The organism is Siminovitchia fordii DSM 16014 = CIP 108821, from assembly GCF_000374565.1.
GTDB classification, from domain to species: domain Bacteria; phylum Bacillota; class Bacilli; order Bacillales; family Bacillaceae_C; genus Siminovitchia; species Siminovitchia fordii.
In genome coordinates this window covers 1-15,967 of the sequence record NZ_KB894690.1, presented here as the reverse complement: position 1 = coordinate 15,967, position 15,967 = coordinate 1, and the positions used below count along the sequence as shown (strand labels likewise).

Sequence of the window (15,967 nt, the reverse complement as noted above, 5' to 3'; positions counted from 1 at the left end):
GTCCTCGTAAGGATCTGGGCCTGATCGCTAAGATCATTATATAATATGCACAAAAACATGTCAACATAACCGGTAAAGGTATAGTATAGGAAAAATCTTTGATTGAGCATATCTAAAGAGACAAATCTTTATAAAATCCACATGAAATACCGTTGTCTTTTTCATTACTTCCCAACTTATCTTTATTTTAAACCAGATAAGAAAAACATCCTTCACACAACAATTTGAGTGGAAGGATGTTTTTAAAATGTTGTTGGAATGTTGTTGATTATAATTCGTTGCCGTCAAACCCTTGTGTATCAAGGGGTTCAGGCTTCGCTTACATCATGCCGCCCATTCCACCCATTCCGCCCATGTCAGGCATTCCAGCTCCACCAGCATTTTCTTCTGGCTTGTCAGCTACAACAGCTTCTGTTGTAAGGAGCATAGCCGCTACGGAAGCAGCGTTTTGAAGCGCATAACGAGTTACTTTTGTCGGATCAACAATACCAGCGTCGATCATGTTCACCCACTCGCCATTTGCAGCGTTGAATCCGATGCCGACTTCTTCTTTCTTCAAGCGGTCAACGATAACGGATCCTTCAAGACCAGCGTTTTGAGCGATTTGACGTACTGGCTCTTCAAGTGCACGAAGTACGATTTTTACGCCTGTTGCCACGTCGCCGTCGCCTTCGATTGCAGATACTTTGTTGAATACGTTCACGAGGGCTGTTCCACCACCGGAAACGATTCCTTCTTCAACAGCCGCACGAGTAGCGTTCAATGCGTCTTCGATGCGAAGTTTACGCTCTTTCAATTCAGTTTCAGTTGCAGCACCAACTTTGATAACTGCTACACCGCCAGAAAGTTTAGCCAAGCGCTCTTGAAGTTTTTCTTTGTCGAACTCGGAAGTCGTTTCTTCCAGTTGCGCACGGATTTGGTTTACGCGGCTAGAGATATTTGCAGAGTCCCCAGCACCTTCAACGATTGTTGTATTTTCTTTTGATACAACAACTTTAGCAGCGCGTCCAAGTGATTGGATAGAAGCTGTTTTAAGATCAAGTCCAAGATCTTCAGTGATGACTTCTCCACCAGTCAAGATTGCAATGTCTTCAAGCATCGCTTTGCGGCGGTCACCAAATCCTGGAGCTTTAACTGCTACTGCATTGAAAGTTCCGCGAAGTTTGTTCACTACAAGAGTAGCCAATGCTTCACCTTCAACATCTTCAGCGATGATCAACAAAGGTCTGCTTTGCTGAACGACTTGCTCAAGAAGCGGAAGAACTTCCTGGATGTTTGTGATCTTTTTGTCAGTGATTAAGATGTATGGATCTTCAAGAACAGCTTCCATTTTATCGGAGTCTGTTACCATGTATGGAGATGCATATCCGCGGTCGAATTGCATACCTTCTACAACATCAAGCTCTGTTGTGAAGCCTTTGGACTCTTCAACAGTGATGACGCCGTCGTTTCCAACACGCTCCATAGCTTCTGCGATGAGTTGCCCTACTTCTTCGTCACCGGATGAGATGGAAGCAACTTGAGCGATGGACTCTTTGTCTTCAATTTGCTTGGAAATGTTGTGAAGCTCTTCAACTGCAGTCGCAACCGCTTTTTCGATTCCTTTGCGGACACCTACAGGATTTGCTCCTGCCGTTACGTTTTTCAAGCCTTCGCGGATCATCGCTTGGGCAAGAACTGTAGCAGTAGTCGTACCGTCACCGGCTACATCGTTCGTTTTGCTTGCAACTTCGGAAACAAGCTTGGCGCCCATGTTTTCGAATGCATCTTCGAGTTCGATTTCTTTTGCAATTGTGACACCATCATTTGTGATAAGTGGAGAACCGAATTTTTTCTCAAGTACAACGTTGCGCCCTTTTGGCCCAAGAGTAACTTTTACTGCATCAGCCAATTGGTCCACACCGCGAAGCAAAGAACGGCGTGCTTCTTCGTTAAACTTAATCTCTTTTGCCATTTAAATATCCTCCCTGTCATTTAAATTGATTTCTCTCATATAAAAACGTTCTTTTTATCAGCCGATAACAGCCAATATGTCAGACTCACGTAAAATTAAGTATTCAGTACCTTGGTATTTCACTTCTGTTCCAGCGTATTTAGAGAAAATGATGCTGTCGCCCTCGGATACTTCAGGTGCAACACGCTCGCCGCTGTCAAGAACACGTCCTGTTCCAACAGCAACTACTTTTCCTTCCTGCGGTTTTTCCTTCGCAGAATCCGGAAGAACAATGCCGCTTGCAGTTTTCTCCTCTGACTCCACCAGTTCAATGATTACGCGATCCCCAAGTGGTTTTAACAAGTGAAACAACCTCCTTAAAAAGTGTATGTAGATTTTATCTTAGCACTCTAACTCAACGAGTGCTAACACAAGTATTATATTAAATAATTTGTTTTCCATTTGCAAGCGTTAACCACTTATTTTTTAAAAAAGTTTCTCCAAAATTCGAGTTTGCCTTTAGTGGCAATTTGTCGGAAAGCGGTGGTTTTGCGGCCCAATAAACTATTCTCCGCAAACAATCAATACTTTAGCCCTTCCCCTGCCGGGGTCTGACCCCCGCCGCGGAGACGCGTTAAAGTGCTGATCAGGCATACTGGAACACATTTTTCAAAAATAATTGTCATATTGATTCACTCTATCAATTCGCTTATAATTGTGGTAATCATCTGAAGTGGCAGAAAAATAGTTACCTTCAGATGATGCAGAAAAAATAAGGGGGAAAAGCATTATGAAAAAAGTATCACGCTTTTGGTCACTGGGTTTTCTCTTATTAAGCCTGACTGTCCTATTATTTGGCTGCGGAGGAGGATCGGATGATGCAGAACCCGCCAGCGGAAGTGAAGGCGACAGCGAAGGCAAGAAAAAGCTCGTAGTTGGAACGGATGCTACATATGCGCCAATGGAGTATATGGATAATAACGGCAATATTGTCGGTATTGATATCGACATAGTGAAAGCGGTTGCAGATGAAGTTGGCGTGGAAGTTGAATTTAAAAACATCGGCTGGGAGCCGTTATTCCCTGCGGTAGAAAATGGAGAGGTGGACTTTGCAGTATCTTCCATCACAATCACAAAAGAGCGCGAGGAGACGTTTGATTTCACCGAGCCATACTATATAGCAAACCAGGTCATCCTTGTAAAAAAAGGATCGGACATCAAGTCTTTTAAAGATTTGAAGGATAAGAAGGCCTCTGTTCAAATTAACACAACAGGCCATACAATGATGAAAGAAATCCAAGGCAACACAAGCTCTAAAATCATTGCTGCCGAAACCATGCCGCTTGCGATTGAAGAATTACTGAACGGAAATGCCGACGCAGCTGTCGGAGATAACTCCACCGTTAATGAATATATTAAAAACAACCCAAATGTAGAAGTTGAAATTATTGAAGACGACAGTGCGGAAAAAGAGTACTACGGCTTAATGGTCAAAAAAGGTAACACTGAAATTGTTGATCTATTAAATGAAGGAATTGAAAAAATTAAAGAGAACGGAAAGTTGAAAGAAATCACCGGCTTTGATGTTGAGTAAGAAGTCGCTTCTTAGTCCTTGAACATCGTCTACTCAATCTGGAGGTGGTTATAATAGATTTCTTAGACATTCGGCTGGATATGATTTGGAGCTACAAAGAGCTGTTTATCCGTGGGCTCTGGGTTACCCTTGCCCTGACCGCTGTCGGTTATGTAAGCGGAATCATTTTGGGTCTTTTTATCGGAATGGGCAAACTGTCCAAAAGAAAATGGATCTATTATCCTTGTAAATACTATGTGGATTTTTTCCGGGGGACACCCTTACTGGTACAAATCCTGCTTATCCACTTGGCTTTGATTCCATCTATTTTTGGACATTCCCTCGGTTACTTTGTGTCGGGTTCTATCGCTCTTGCATTAAACTGCGGAGCCTATAATGCGGAGATTATACGGGCTGGGATCCAATCGATCGAAAAAGGGCAGATGGAAGCTGCCAGATCACTCGGAATGCCAAGAAGCGTGGCTATGAAACATATCATTCTCCCGCAGGCGTTCCGGCGGATGGTCCCTCCCCTTGGAAACGAATTGATCGCATTATTGAAAGATTCATCTCTTGTTACTGTTATCGCGGCAAATGACCTGTTATATGCCGGAAAAGTTGTGGCAGGTGCTTACGCGAGATTCTGGGAGCCATATATAACAGTAGCCATTCTATACTTAGTTCTCACCTGGTTATTTACAAAAGTGATAGCCTATGTGGAAAATCGTTTCAGCAATAGCTATATACCTAGGCAAAGGAGACGGGTATTCACATTTGGGCGTTCAGCAATAGAGGTGAACAAATGATTAAAATACAAGGGCTGCATAAGTCGTTCGGTGATCTGAAAGTTTTAAAAGGAATCGACTATGAAGTGAATGAAAAAGAAGTCATCTGTGTCATTGGGCCAAGCGGCTCGGGAAAGAGTACCTTTCTTCGCTGCATCAACCTGTTGGAGGATATCACGGATGGTTCCATTTATATTGACGGTGTCAAAGTAAATGATCCAACCACGGATATCAACGAAATCCGGAAAGAAGTGGGAATGGTTTTTCAGCAGTTCAATCTCTTTCCTCATATGACCGTCCTCGATAATATCACGATTTCTCCGATAAAAATCAGGAGGATGAATCCTCGTGACGCCGAAGAACTGGCACATCAACTGCTTCAAAAAGTGGGTCTCGGCGACAAAGCGAAGGCCTATCCGGAACAATTGTCGGGCGGACAGATGCAAAGGGTGGCCATTGCCAGGGCATTGGCGATGAAGCCGAAAATCATGCTGTTTGACGAACCTACATCCGCACTGGATCCGGAAATGGTCAAAGAAGTCCTTGATGTTATGAAGCAGTTGGCAATGGATGGAATGACCATGGTTGTTGTGACCCACGAAATGGGGTTTGCTAGAGAAATGGGAGACCGTGTGTTATTCATGGACCAAGGCTATTTGATTGAAGAAGGGCCCCCTGAACAGATTTTCGGTTCGCCGACAAGCGATAGAACGAAGGCGTTTTTGAGTAAGGTGTTATAAGTCTGAATCCCAAGAGTGAGATAACAGTATGAATGGGGTACGATACCAATTCCCCGTGAGGCTCTAGAAGGCAGATTTCAGTGGCAACAAAGTATGTTTTTGCTACTGAATGTACGATTCCTAACACTAAAGATGCAGCATTGGTTTATATCAATCACGTACAGCATGTTCATAAATAATAAGTAAGATCAGGTGAGGAAAAAACTATTTATTTTTCCTTGCCTGATTTTATTTTAGATACTTTTAAACAGTCTTTCTTCTTAATTTGATATGATAGAGTAAGTGAAAGTGATGGAGATGAACTGCCCGTGGATTTACTTCTTATCGTTTTACCAGTATTTTTAATATTTTTTGCAGGTTGGCTTGGGCAAAAGCTGATTGGATTTGATATAAAGTCGATTTCAAAAGTGGCGCTTTATTTGATGTCGCCATTTCTTGCCTTCCGAACGTTTTATAAGAATGAAGTCACCATGGACTATATTTATATTTTCATGTTTTGCTGCCTTTTATCACTTGTTCTCATTGTGGTCACATGGGTTGCAGGCTTGATCATGCGGTCTGATAGACCGAAACTTTCGGCGATGATACTTGGCGGAGCATTTATGAACAGTGGTAATTACGGGGCTCCGGTCGTATTGTTTGCTCTTGGAGCGGTTGCCTTCGATTACGCCGTCATCATGATGGTCTTTCAGTCTTTTTTGATGAATTCGATAGGAATCCTAGTGGCGTCGATTGGTGGAAAGGAAAACGCATCAATCCGGGATGCAGTCATGCAGGTGGTAAAAATGCCTGTCATTTATGGAGCGGTGTTCGGTCTAACTTTGCAGCTTCTTTCTATCGATCTGCCCGGAACTATTATGAATGCTGTTGAACTTGTTGCAGATGCTTCCATTCCGACAGTGATGCTTGTACTCGGAATGCAGTTGGCCGCCATGCAAAGAAAGCGTGTCGCTTACCGATTTGTTTCTGCCACTGTCGGGATTCGGATGATTTTGTCTCCTTTGATCGCACTTCTTATCTTATATTTCCTGCCCATGGATGACTTGATCAAAGCAGTGCTTTTCATCCAGGCATCCATGCCGGCCGCAGCCAATACGACTTTGCTGGCAATCCAATTTGATACAGAGCCAGATCTCGTATCATTCACAACCTTCATAACGACAATGGTCAGCCTGCTGACCATTCCATATATTCTCTATCTCATAGGAGTATAAACGCACGATTTGAATCCCTTTGTGTTTATTAGTAAAATGGGATTTGCGGTTTTTATATCGTTGAAAGGGACTAAAACTTTATGAATAAAAAATACGTTTATATTGTACTGACCTATATTGCTATGCAATTGTCCGTTTTTATCGGCATGCCGCTTTTTTATGCGATCGGTGTAAAAGGCTTCGACCTTCCTCCTAGGGAAGCAGAAATCCAAGCGACAGGGTACTGGCTCGTTTTCAGCTTTTTTGTCGGCCTGGCCATCGTGCTACTTCTGCTTAGAAAAAGTGAAAGGCACAATAAAATTGAGCGTGCTGAACCTCTTTCATTCGGCTTGTCCCTTGTTTGGGCGATAGGCGGAATTTTCTTGGCTTTTTTTGCACAGATCATCGCGGTAGCTATTGAACAGATGATTGGTGTAAAGCCGGGCTCGGAAAATACGCAGGAAATTTTACAGTTGATTGACCTTTTTCCTGGAATTGTTTTGATCAGCTCCATTATTGGGCCGATTCTGGAGGAGATCGTTTTTAGAAAGGTCATCTTCGGGACGCTCTATAACCGGCTGCCTTTCGGAATGGCAGCTGTCATCAGTTCTATCATTTTTGCTTTTGCGCACATGGAACCGATCCACTTGATTTTATATACAGCGATGGGATTTGTTTTTGCTTTTTTGTATGTACAGACGAAAAGAATTATCGTTCCGATCATCGCTCATGTTATGATGAATACGCTTGTCGTAGTGGCGCAGCGGTTCATTCCTGAAGATCTGGAGAAAAATATTCAAAGCTTTATACACTTGGTGCGATGGATGGGAGGTTTCTTTTCATGAGGTCACCGTTATTTTCCGGCATGATCTATATCTTGCTTGGAGTCGTGTTCACTTTTTTTGCCGTTCAACAAGTGAAGTTGAACGAATGGAGTTTCATGGTATACTTACTGATCATTTTAGCCACCTTTGATTTTGGGGCAGGCTTCCGACTGATCTCCCTCCACTTCCGTCTAAAAAATCAACAAAAAAAATAAAATTCAGGTGAGAGATAACCATTTTCGGTTTCTTTCACCTGTATTTTGTATGTCCTTGTTCTAAGATTCTTCTGCCTTCATAAGAGCTTCGGTTTGATCTTCTCTTGATATTCAGTTAACAGAGAAATCTGGCAACCGCATTTCTAATCTTCTTCAGTTTAACTTCTGCCGGATACCCGACGCTTGCCACTATAGAAAAAGCACCTCTAAGTTGTATTTGTGTATTCAATACAGAAACTTCAACTCAAAGATGCTTTTATTTGTCTCATTTTATGGGTTATGGGGTCAGTCCCCAGTACTTACTTTTTGATCATTGTGGTTCGTTTAATGCACGCTCTTGCTCTGCTTCTGCGGCCAGTACTTTTTTATAACCGATTTTTGAAATCCAAATACTGATTTCATAAAGCAGGAGCAAAGGTACAGTAACCATCATATGTGAAATGACGTCCGGAGGCGTAATGAATGCCGCCACCACTATTAAAATAAAATAGGCGTACTTCCGGACCTTCCTTAGCAAGGCCGGCGTTACAATCCCGAGCCGTGTTAAAAACAGCACTACAACCGGCAATTGAAATAGTACACCAAACGGAATCGTGATCTGAAAAAGAAAATGGAAGTATTCATTAATTCCAATCGTTGTCTGAATTTCCATATTCCCGGATAACCCGAGCATGAAGCGAATGACAAACGGAAATAAGACAAAATATGAAAAAAGGACTCCCGCCAAAAATAATGTGACAGAGACAGGAATATAACTAAGCGTCACTTTCCGTTCTTTCTCTAATAAGCCGGGACTGATAAATGCCCACAGCTGGTATAAAATGACCGGCGAAGTCATCATAAAGGCCAGCACGAATGCCATTTGCATGAACACCTTGAAAGGGTCGGTCACCCGAAAGGCGTTCATCGTTATGTCATGGGCGATACTTGCATGCTGAAGCCATTTTATGAGAGGCTGTGATAAAAAAAAGCTGACAATGACCGCCAGCACAAAGAAAACGACTACAATCATCAGCCGTTTTCTTAATTCTTCTATATGATCAAGAATCGTCATATCTTTCTGATTCATGTCGTTCATCCTATCGCTGGCTGGTGTCTTTCTTCTTGTCCTTTTCATCGTCTTCCGCCAGCCCTTTTGTTGCATTTTTGAATTCACGCAATGTGTTACCTGCTGCTTTGCCTAATTCCGGCAGTTTTTTGGGACCAAAAATCAAGAGAGCGACAAAAGCGATTATTATCAAACTTCCAGGACCTACTCCCATAGGGGTCCACCTCCTCATATTATTATTTTAACGGAAACTTGTTCGATTAGCCATTTAATTTCGTTTTATCATGTGAATTTTCCGTGTCATCGTTGGGATAATTCTTTAAAAAATAAATGAGCGATTGAAGCTCGACCGCCAAATCAATATGGTGGACGCGAATGGAAGATGGGACATTGAGCCTTGCTGGAGTGAAGTTTAAAATCCCTTTCACATTTGCGTTTTTGATCCGATCGGTAATGGTCTGGGCAGCGTTTGCAGGAACGGTTAAAATCGCAACGGTTATATCTTCCTGCTCCAGCCTTTTCTCCAAATCATCCATATCAAAAATCCGGACGCCGCAAATTTCTTTTCCGACCTTCTCTTTATCCACATCAAATGCCATTGCAATCTTCGTATTATTGTTTTTTAGAAAATTATAATGTAAAAAAGCCGTTCCTAAGTTTCCAACACCGATCAAAGCGACCTTTGAAAGTTCATCCTGATCCAATGTTTTACGGAAAAAAGTGAGAAGGTAGTTTACATTATACCCATATCCCTTTTTTCCAAGCGCTCCAAAATAAGAAAAGTCTCTTCGGATGGTGGCTGAATCCACCTTGACCGCTTCACTCAATTCAGCGGACGATACCCTTTGTTTTCCCGAAGCATGCAAATTTTTCAAAAACCTGTAATAAAGCGGCAGTCGTTTAGCTGTTGCCTGTGGTATTTTTGTTGTTTCTTCATTCATGATCCAATCCTCCAAGACTAGATGTGAGAAAGAAATGCGTAAGCGCCTGTTCATCAACGTACAGACTGGAGTGCCTCTGACGAGATAAAGGATAAGGAAGCGCGAGAGTGCTGGCGAAGGCGTAGTTTGCCTTCATAATCAATTGGCTCGAGCCGATGGGCTCTCGGCAGGCTCACAACTCGACATCCTGTGCATCGCAGCCGGACAACACGGCGACAAAGGCCACCTCAAGCCTCCATCCCCTGTCGCTTCGCTTGCACTAGGACCTCCTGTACGTCGGAACCAATGTTCACTTATCGTTGGGTGGAAGAGGCGCGAAGTCTGCTAGTCAATAGGCGCTGAAACTAGACAATAAGAAGGCGAAAGCACCAGTTCATATTTAAAGCCAACCCGGCATCGCCCTAGCGACGATAATCTTGACTGGATACTCCCCCTGTTTTTTCCATTAAAAAAGTCGGTCCGATCACCATTCCTTTATCAATGGACTTGCACATATCGTAAACGGTGAGTGCTGCAGCTGAAACGGCTGTCAAAGCTTCCATCTCTACACCTGTATTTCCGATCGTTTTCACAGAAGCTTTTATGACAAGCTGTTTGTGATCATCCTTCTCCTCATGCCATTCAAAAGAAATATTAATCCCTTTCAAAGGAATCGGATGGCACATTGGTATGATGTCCCATGTTTTTTTGGCCGCCATGATACCTGCCACCTGTGCAACTGCCAAGACATCGCCTTTTTTTACCTTGTTTTTGCTGATATGCTCATAAATTGTGCCGTTGACTTCAATGCTGGATTGGGCGATGGCCGTGCGGACTGTTTCTGGCTTCCCGCTGACATCCACCATTTGGGCTCTGCCCTCTTCATTAAAATGGGTCAATTTTTCCACGATCAACACCTCTTATCCATCATACACTATTTCATCATGCCTGTCTTTTCCTGCTGAAGAAAATTGTTGATTGTCAAAAACTGAAAAAATGGTACACTGTCTATGATTAGGGGTGTAAAATCATGCTATTGTTACAGGTACAGCAGATCACCAAATACTTTGGTGCCGATCTGATTTTATCAAATATAAAACTTGAACTCCATGACAGGGACCGGACCGCGCTTGTCGGAAGAAACGGCGCTGGAAAGTCCACTTTACTCAAAATCATCGCAGGGGAATTATCCCATGATTCAGGACAGATCGTGAAGCCGAAAGATGTGACAATTGGCTATTTATCGCAGCACACCGGCTTAGAATCCAACCTGACGATATGGGAAGAAATGCTTTCTGTTTTTGATGAGGTCAGGGAGATGGAACAAAAGCTTCGGGATATCGAACAGAAAATGTCCGATCCTGCAAACTATGGACAGGATGGTGCCTATGAAAAAATCTTATCGGAATACGACCGACTTCAGGAGAGTTTCAAGGATATAGGCGGATACCAATATGAGTCCGATATCCGTTCGATCCTTCATGGTTTCAGGTTTTTTGAAGAAGATCACCATACGAATATATCTACGCTCAGCGGCGGACAAAAAACTCGCTTGGCTTTAGCGAAGCTTCTTTTAACGAAGCCTGATTTGCTTATATTGGACGAGCCGACAAACCATTTGGATATTGAAACGATGGCATGGCTCGAAAAATATTTGCAAAACTATCCTGGTGCGCTTCTTCTGGTTTCACATGACCGTTATTTTTTGGACCAAATCGTTACGCAGGTTTATGAGCTCTCCAGACATGAAATATCAATTTTTCACGGAAACTACAGCAAATACTTGGATCAGAAGGCTCAAAGTTACGAGCGGGACATGAAGCTTTTTGAAAAGCAACAAGGGGAAATCGCCAAACTGGAAGACTTCATCCAGCGGAACCTTGCAAGGGCTTCGACAACAAAGCGGGCTCAGAGCCGGCGCAAACAACTGGAAAAAATGGAAATTATGGACCGGCCTGCAGGGGATGAAAAGTCCGCCTCCTTTTCTTTTTCAATCGAAAAACAAAGCGGAAACGATGTACTTTTAGTTGTTGACGGTGCTGTGGGATATAATGGCAAACCTTTGGCCAAAAACGTGGAACTTTCAATTACTCGGGGCGACAGTATTGCTTTAGTCGGGCCAAATGGGATTGGCAAATCCACATTGCTGAAAACCATTATTAAGAAGCTTCCGCTTTTATCGGGGGATATTAAATACGGCTCCAATGTTCAGATTGGATACTACGATCAGGAACAAGCTGATTTGTCATCGAATAAAACAGTGCTGCAGGAGTTATGGGATCACTATCCTTTGACTAGCGAAAAAGATATCCGGACAGTTTTGGGAAATTTCCTGTTCAGCGGCGATGATGTACTAAAGATTGTCTCTTCTTTGAGCGGGGGTGAGAAAGCACGCCTTGCTTTAGCTATCTTGATGCTCCAAAAAGCCAATCTGCTCATATTGGACGAACCGACGAACCATCTTGATCTGGACAGTAAGGAAGTCTTGGAAAATTCGCTTGTGGATTATCCGGGTACCATTTTATTCGTTTCTCACGATCGTTATTTTATCAACAGGCTTGCGACTAAAGTTGTTGAGCTGTCTGAAAACGGCACTGTGGAGTATCTAGGTGACTACGACTATTATGTTGAAAAAAAGATCGAAATGGAGGAACTTGAAAAACTTGCTCGTGAAAAAAAGGCAGAAAAGAGTAAAGCTGTTTTAAAATCTGTGGATAAAAATTCTTATACACAAGAAAAAGAAATGAGAAAACTGGAAAGACAGCGAAAACGAAAAATAACAGAAATCGAGGAACGGGTTGAGCAATTGGAAATGGAGCTTGCGGAAAAAGAAGAACTGCTCTGTCAGCCTGATATTTATGAAGATCATGAACAGTCTCTTGCAATCCATTTGGAAGTGGAAAAGATTAAAGGGGAAATTGAGAAACTGATGGAGGAATGGACCGAGCTTTCAGAGGAAATTGAATCATAAGCGGCCTTGCATATGCGGGCCTTTTTTTTATCGAGAATATCGCTTGGGGTGATGGTGGAACCATGAATACAATTGGATGAGTCTACGCGGCTACTGAAATGCCATCGTTTTAAAAAATCCAACATTTAACGGGAACAGAATGAAGCGTCTCTATATGAAAATAGGAATATGGAATTTTAAATGTCCTTTATTCACAGATTTATTCACATATCCAACTCAATACTTATCAGTTACGAACAAACTTATTAAGATTATCCACAAACACTCGTTAATTAATCCACATTTTCCACAGAACTGTGGATTAGTTATGAATAACTTTGTATAAACATTTCCCCAAGAACAAAGCCTGTAAACCTATTAAGCAACTTGCTCACCCCATAGATTCCTAAAACACAAAAAACAGGCGGACATAATGACCACCTGCTTAAATCAAAAATGTTCTATATCCAATCCGGGATTTGCATTCATGTCCAGTCTGCCCCTCTTACCTGCTTCATATAACATGCTGCCGGCGGCAGCAATCATTGCAGCGTTATCTGTGCATAAATAAAGAGGCGGAATAATCAACTCAGTGTCGCTAATTTCGCAAAAAGCCTTCTCCAACGAAGCGCGCAATCCCTTATTAGCTGCTACTCCGCCTGCGAGCAATACCTGCTTTACTCCATATTCCTTGGCCGCTCGGACTGTTTTTTCTGTTAAAACCTCAATCACACTTGCCTGGAAACTCGCTGCAAGGTTTTCTGGGAGTATCTTTTCCCCACGCTGCTCTGCATTGTGCAACGTGTTGATAACTGCTGATTTTAATCCACTGAAACTGAAATCATAAGATCCTTCATCAAGCCATGCTCGTGGCAAATCAATGTTCGGTGTTCCAATTTGTGCAAGTTTATCAATATGCGGACCACCTGGATAAGGTAAATTCAAAGTTCGCGCCACTTTGTCGTAGGCTTCCCCTGCAGCGTCGTCCAAAGTTTCACCTATCACTTTAAACGACACGTCTTTTTCCATGTAGATCAATTCTGTATGGCCGCCTGAAACGACAAGTGATAATAACGGAAACGTAAAATCTGTGATCAGCCTGTTAGCATAAATATGACCAGCGATGTGGTGGACTCCAACAAGTGGCTTATTCAAACTGAATGCCAGAGCTTTCGCTGCGTTGACACCAACTAGGAGAGCGCCTACTAAACCAGGCCCTTCAGTAACAGCAATTGCATCAATATCATCAAAAGTGACATTTGCTTTTTGAATAGCTTCCTCAATGACAATTGTAATCTGCTCTACATGGTGCCTGGACGCCAGTTCAGGAACAACACCACCGAACCTGCGGTGGCTTTCAATTTGGGAAGCAACAACATTTGAAAGGATCTCTGTTCCATTTTTTACTACTGAAGCTGCAGTTTCATCACAGCTTGTCTCTATTCCAAGCACATTTAAATTTTTTTTACTCATAAATTCACCCACATGACCAGTGCATCTTCCTTATTATCACTATAATAGCCCCTTCTGATTCCACCTTCTTGGAATCCGAGCTTTTTATATAAAGATTTTGCGATATGATTGCTTACACGAACCTCAAGGGTCATTGTCTTGGCTCCCGCATCCTTAGCCAAGCACATCATTTTACAAAGTAGTTTTTCCCCCAGCTTACGTCCCCGAAATTCAGGGAGAATGACGATGTTTGTGATGTGCGCCTCATCCAATATGATCCAAACTCCACAGTAGCCTGCCTGAACATCATCCACTTCGATAAAAACATAGGATGCAAAACGATTATGCGCAATATCGTTATAGAAAGCTTCCTCAGGCCACGGAGCTGAGAACGAGCGGCTCTCAATGTAATGGAGATTGTGGATGTCATCCATCGTAGCAAGACGGAAAGATATATTTTTCGTCAATTCCATACTCCGATCAATCATTGGTCATTTTCCCCTGTCTCTCTAGCCATTTGGCCTCAGCTTCAACAAGCCGGATATAATTTGGAGTAAATGTGTGAATATTTTCTTCAGGCCGGCTGATTCCCAACAAGCCAAGCTCTCCTGGTCTGGGATTAAATTCTCCAGCCGCAGCGAAATGAGCCTTTTCTTCAAGTACAGAACTAAAGGTCTCACTGTGAATGTTAATATCATTACCTATGAATAAGATAGGTTCATTTGTCTCTTTTAAAATTTCAGCCCACTGCGCTGCAGGGATGTTGCAATCTTCTTTTAACACTACAGGTTCATGACCTTGAACCCGATACAGGCCTGTATAAATTAATCCGCGCCTTGCATCAAAAAGTGGAGAGACCAAACCTGGAAAATAGCGTCCGGAAGCTGCCAGGACTGCCAAACTCGATACATTGGATAAAGGTATTCCAAGGCTCCAGGCCATCGTTTTGGCAATCGTCACGCCAATGCGGACCCCGGTATAAGATCCTGGACCGCCCGCTACAACAATTTTATCCAATTCAGAGGGTTTCGTTTCACAGTCCGCAAGAAGGCGTTCAATAGCAGGCATAACCCGTATGCTGTGATTTTTCTTCAAGTTTGTTATATATTCACCGATTACTTTTGTTTCGTCTACGAGACCAACACCAAGTACATCATTGGAAGTATCAATTGCCAGGATTCTCATCAAAAAACTCCTTACATAAAACTTCATACCTTTTTCCTATCGGTTTAAAAACAATGCGTCTCCTCTCATGGTCCTCGTGATATATATGGACATCCAAATGACTCTGAGGGAGTTGGTCCTCAATGAACTTAGCCCATTCCACTACTGTTACGCCATCACCATAAAAATATTCCTCAAAACCTAAATCTTCGAATGAATCTTCCAAACGGTATACATCCATATGATATAAGGGGATCCGCCCCTGATACTCTTTGATAATTGTAAAAGTCGGGCTGTTCACGTTTCTCTTTATGTCAAGACCGGAGGCCAGCCCTTTTGTAAAAGTTGTTTTTCCCGCGCCCAGATCGCCTTCCAGAAGTAAAACGTCAGCCGGTTCAAGCATATTTCCTAATCGACGAGCAATTTCCAGTGTATCATCTGGTGTATTTGAAATGATTTCGTATGTCTTCATAAAAAGACTCCCTTAATGGATTATACAAAAAAACCTTAGGATCCTCTACCTCCCTAAGGTTGATCTTGTTTATTTTATTGAATAAGAAGGTAATTGCGGGGGCAGGATTTGAACCTGCGACCTTCGGGTTATGAGCCCGACGAGCTGCCAGACTGCTCCACCCCGCGACGATAAAAAAGAGAATGAAATTCAACTTGTCTAAACAATTATATAGAAAAGGAAAGAAAAAAGCAAGGATTCAAGAAAAAAACAATTCTCTTTGCATAAATACTACAATCTTTTTATTATACAGCATTGTAAAAATGCTGGTTGCGTGACTCTTTATTAGAAATTGCAAGAAGTACAGCCATGATGGAGGTAATTTTCCCAGTTAATTGTATGATGGAACTGATTATATTTTCATTATGGACACAAGCCTTATCTTCTCTTACAAGATTCCGAAGTTTCTGTTGTTCGAAAACATCCGTCTAAATTCGGGATGGTGTATAAAACACAAAAAAACATGAAGTCTACTGATTCCATGTTTTTTTATTGCCCGGCGACGTCCTGCTCTCACAAGGGGAAGCCCCTCACTACCATCGGCGCTGAAGAGCTTAACTTCCGTGTTCGGGATGGGAACGGGTGTGACCTCTTCGCTATCGCCACCAGACTATTTATTTAGAAAGGGATTCATTCCCTCAAAACCAGATAAGAGAAGA

At 42.5% G+C, this 15,967-nt stretch carries 17 protein-coding genes, 1 tRNA gene and 1 rRNA gene; 7 read left to right on the top strand and 12 right to left on the bottom strand.

The window, feature by feature from the left end:
• Positions 1 to 319: 319 nt before the first annotated feature.
• Together groL and groES are read right to left on the bottom strand one after the other, a co-directional pair.
• A complete protein-coding gene (gene groL / locus C509_RS0109920; protein WP_018706778.1) occupies positions 320 to 1,954 on the bottom strand; it encodes a chaperonin GroEL in 1,635 nt (544 codons plus the stop codon).
• Positions 1,955 to 2,011: 57 nt separating this feature from the next.
• The gene (gene groES, locus C509_RS0109915) at positions 2,012 to 2,296 is read right to left on the bottom strand and encodes a co-chaperone GroES (RefSeq protein WP_018706777.1); all 285 of its coding nucleotides are present in this window, start codon (positions 2,294 to 2,296) and stop codon (positions 2,012 to 2,014) included.
• 427 nt (positions 2,297 to 2,723) lie between these two features.
• On the opposite strand from groES, the gene C509_RS0109910 reads away from it, so the two are divergent.
• From C509_RS0109910 to C509_RS0109885, 6 genes are all read left to right on the top strand, one after another.
• Positions 2,724 to 3,527 (top strand): basic amino acid ABC transporter substrate-binding protein, encoded by an 804-nt coding sequence (locus C509_RS0109910; RefSeq protein ID WP_018706776.1) that lies wholly within the window; start codon positions 2,724 to 2,726, stop codon positions 3,525 to 3,527.
• Between the two features lie 80 nt (positions 3,528 to 3,607).
• The gene (locus tag C509_RS0109905) at positions 3,608 to 4,312 is read left to right on the top strand and encodes an amino acid ABC transporter permease (protein ID WP_018706775.1); all 705 of its coding nucleotides are present in this window, start codon (positions 3,608 to 3,610) and stop codon (positions 4,310 to 4,312) included.
• Complete coding sequence (locus C509_RS0109900) at positions 4,309 to 5,031, top strand: amino acid ABC transporter ATP-binding protein (protein ID WP_018706774.1); 723 nt, start codon at positions 4,309 to 4,311, stop codon at positions 5,029 to 5,031. The genes C509_RS0109905 and C509_RS0109900 overlap by 4 nt, the downstream gene beginning before the upstream one ends.
• Positions 5,032 to 5,339: 308 nt before the next feature.
• Positions 5,340 to 6,245 (top strand): AEC family transporter, encoded by a 906-nt coding sequence (locus C509_RS0109895; RefSeq protein WP_018706773.1) that lies wholly within the window; start codon positions 5,340 to 5,342, stop codon positions 6,243 to 6,245.
• A gap of 80 nt (positions 6,246 to 6,325) precedes the next feature.
• Entirely contained in the window at positions 6,326 to 7,069 is a 744-nt protein-coding gene (locus tag C509_RS0109890; RefSeq protein ID WP_018706772.1) for a CPBP family intramembrane glutamic endopeptidase, read from the top strand.
• A complete protein-coding gene (locus C509_RS0109885; protein WP_018706771.1) occupies positions 7,066 to 7,263 on the top strand; it encodes a YdiK family protein in 198 nt (65 codons plus the stop codon). The genes C509_RS0109890 and C509_RS0109885 overlap by 4 nt, the downstream gene beginning before the upstream one ends.
• Before the next feature lie 310 nt (positions 7,264 to 7,573).
• Here the strand turns inward: C509_RS0109885 and tatC are convergent, their stop codons facing one another.
• The 4 genes from tatC to moaC all read right to left on the bottom strand — a co-directional run bounded on the left by tatC (position 7,574) and on the right by moaC (position 10,139).
• On the bottom strand, positions 7,574 to 8,332 hold the full coding sequence (tatC, locus tag C509_RS0109880; RefSeq protein WP_018706770.1) for a twin-arginine translocase subunit TatC: 759 nt from the start codon (positions 8,330 to 8,332) through the stop codon (positions 7,574 to 7,576).
• A gap of 10 nt (positions 8,333 to 8,342) precedes the next feature.
• Positions 8,343 to 8,525, bottom strand: coding sequence for a twin-arginine translocase TatA/TatE family subunit (locus tag C509_RS0109875; RefSeq protein ID WP_018706769.1), 183 nt, complete (start codon positions 8,523 to 8,525; stop codon positions 8,343 to 8,345).
• A gap of 46 nt (positions 8,526 to 8,571) precedes the next feature.
• Positions 8,572 to 9,252: a redox-sensing transcriptional repressor Rex gene (locus C509_RS0109870; protein ID WP_018706768.1), complete on the bottom strand. Its 681-nt coding sequence runs from the start codon at positions 9,250 to 9,252 to the stop codon at positions 8,572 to 8,574.
• A gap of 401 nt (positions 9,253 to 9,653) precedes the next feature.
• Positions 9,654 to 10,139 (bottom strand): cyclic pyranopterin monophosphate synthase MoaC, encoded by a 486-nt coding sequence (gene moaC / locus C509_RS0109865; protein WP_018706767.1) that lies wholly within the window; start codon positions 10,137 to 10,139, stop codon positions 9,654 to 9,656.
• A gap of 122 nt (positions 10,140 to 10,261) precedes the next feature.
• Here moaC and C509_RS0109860 point away from each other — a divergent pair, with 122 nt between their 5' ends.
• Positions 10,262 to 12,202: an ABC-F family ATP-binding cassette domain-containing protein gene (locus C509_RS0109860; protein ID WP_018706766.1), complete on the top strand. Its 1,941-nt coding sequence runs from the start codon at positions 10,262 to 10,264 to the stop codon at positions 12,200 to 12,202.
• Between the two features lie 429 nt (positions 12,203 to 12,631).
• Here C509_RS0109860 and tsaD read toward each other — a convergent pair whose 3' ends face one another.
• The 6 genes from tsaD to rrf all read right to left on the bottom strand — a co-directional run bounded on the left by tsaD (position 12,632) and on the right by rrf (position 15,918).
• The gene (gene tsaD / locus C509_RS0109855; RefSeq protein WP_018706765.1) at positions 12,632 to 13,654 is read right to left on the bottom strand and encodes a tRNA (adenosine(37)-N6)-threonylcarbamoyltransferase complex transferase subunit TsaD; all 1,023 of its coding nucleotides are present in this window, start codon (positions 13,652 to 13,654) and stop codon (positions 12,632 to 12,634) included.
• Positions 13,651 to 14,121 (bottom strand): ribosomal protein S18-alanine N-acetyltransferase, encoded by a 471-nt coding sequence (rimI, locus tag C509_RS0109850; protein ID WP_018706764.1) that lies wholly within the window; start codon positions 14,119 to 14,121, stop codon positions 13,651 to 13,653. The genes tsaD and rimI overlap by 4 nt, the downstream gene beginning before the upstream one ends.
• Entirely contained in the window at positions 14,114 to 14,818 is a 705-nt protein-coding gene (gene tsaB / locus C509_RS0109845; RefSeq protein WP_018706763.1) for a tRNA (adenosine(37)-N6)-threonylcarbamoyltransferase complex dimerization subunit type 1 TsaB, read from the bottom strand. Before tsaB ends, rimI begins: the two co-directional genes overlap by 8 nt.
• Entirely contained in the window at positions 14,799 to 15,269 is a 471-nt protein-coding gene (gene tsaE / locus C509_RS0109840; RefSeq protein WP_018706762.1) for a tRNA (adenosine(37)-N6)-threonylcarbamoyltransferase complex ATPase subunit type 1 TsaE, read from the bottom strand. Before tsaE ends, tsaB begins: the two co-directional genes overlap by 20 nt.
• A gap of 93 nt (positions 15,270 to 15,362) precedes the next feature.
• Positions 15,363 to 15,436 (bottom strand) — tRNA-Met (locus tag C509_RS0109835).
• A 366-nt stretch (positions 15,437 to 15,802) separates the two neighbouring features.
• Positions 15,803 to 15,918: ribosomal RNA gene (gene rrf, locus C509_RS0109830) — 5S ribosomal RNA — on the bottom strand.
• Between the last annotated feature and the right edge of the window lie 49 nt (positions 15,919 to 15,967).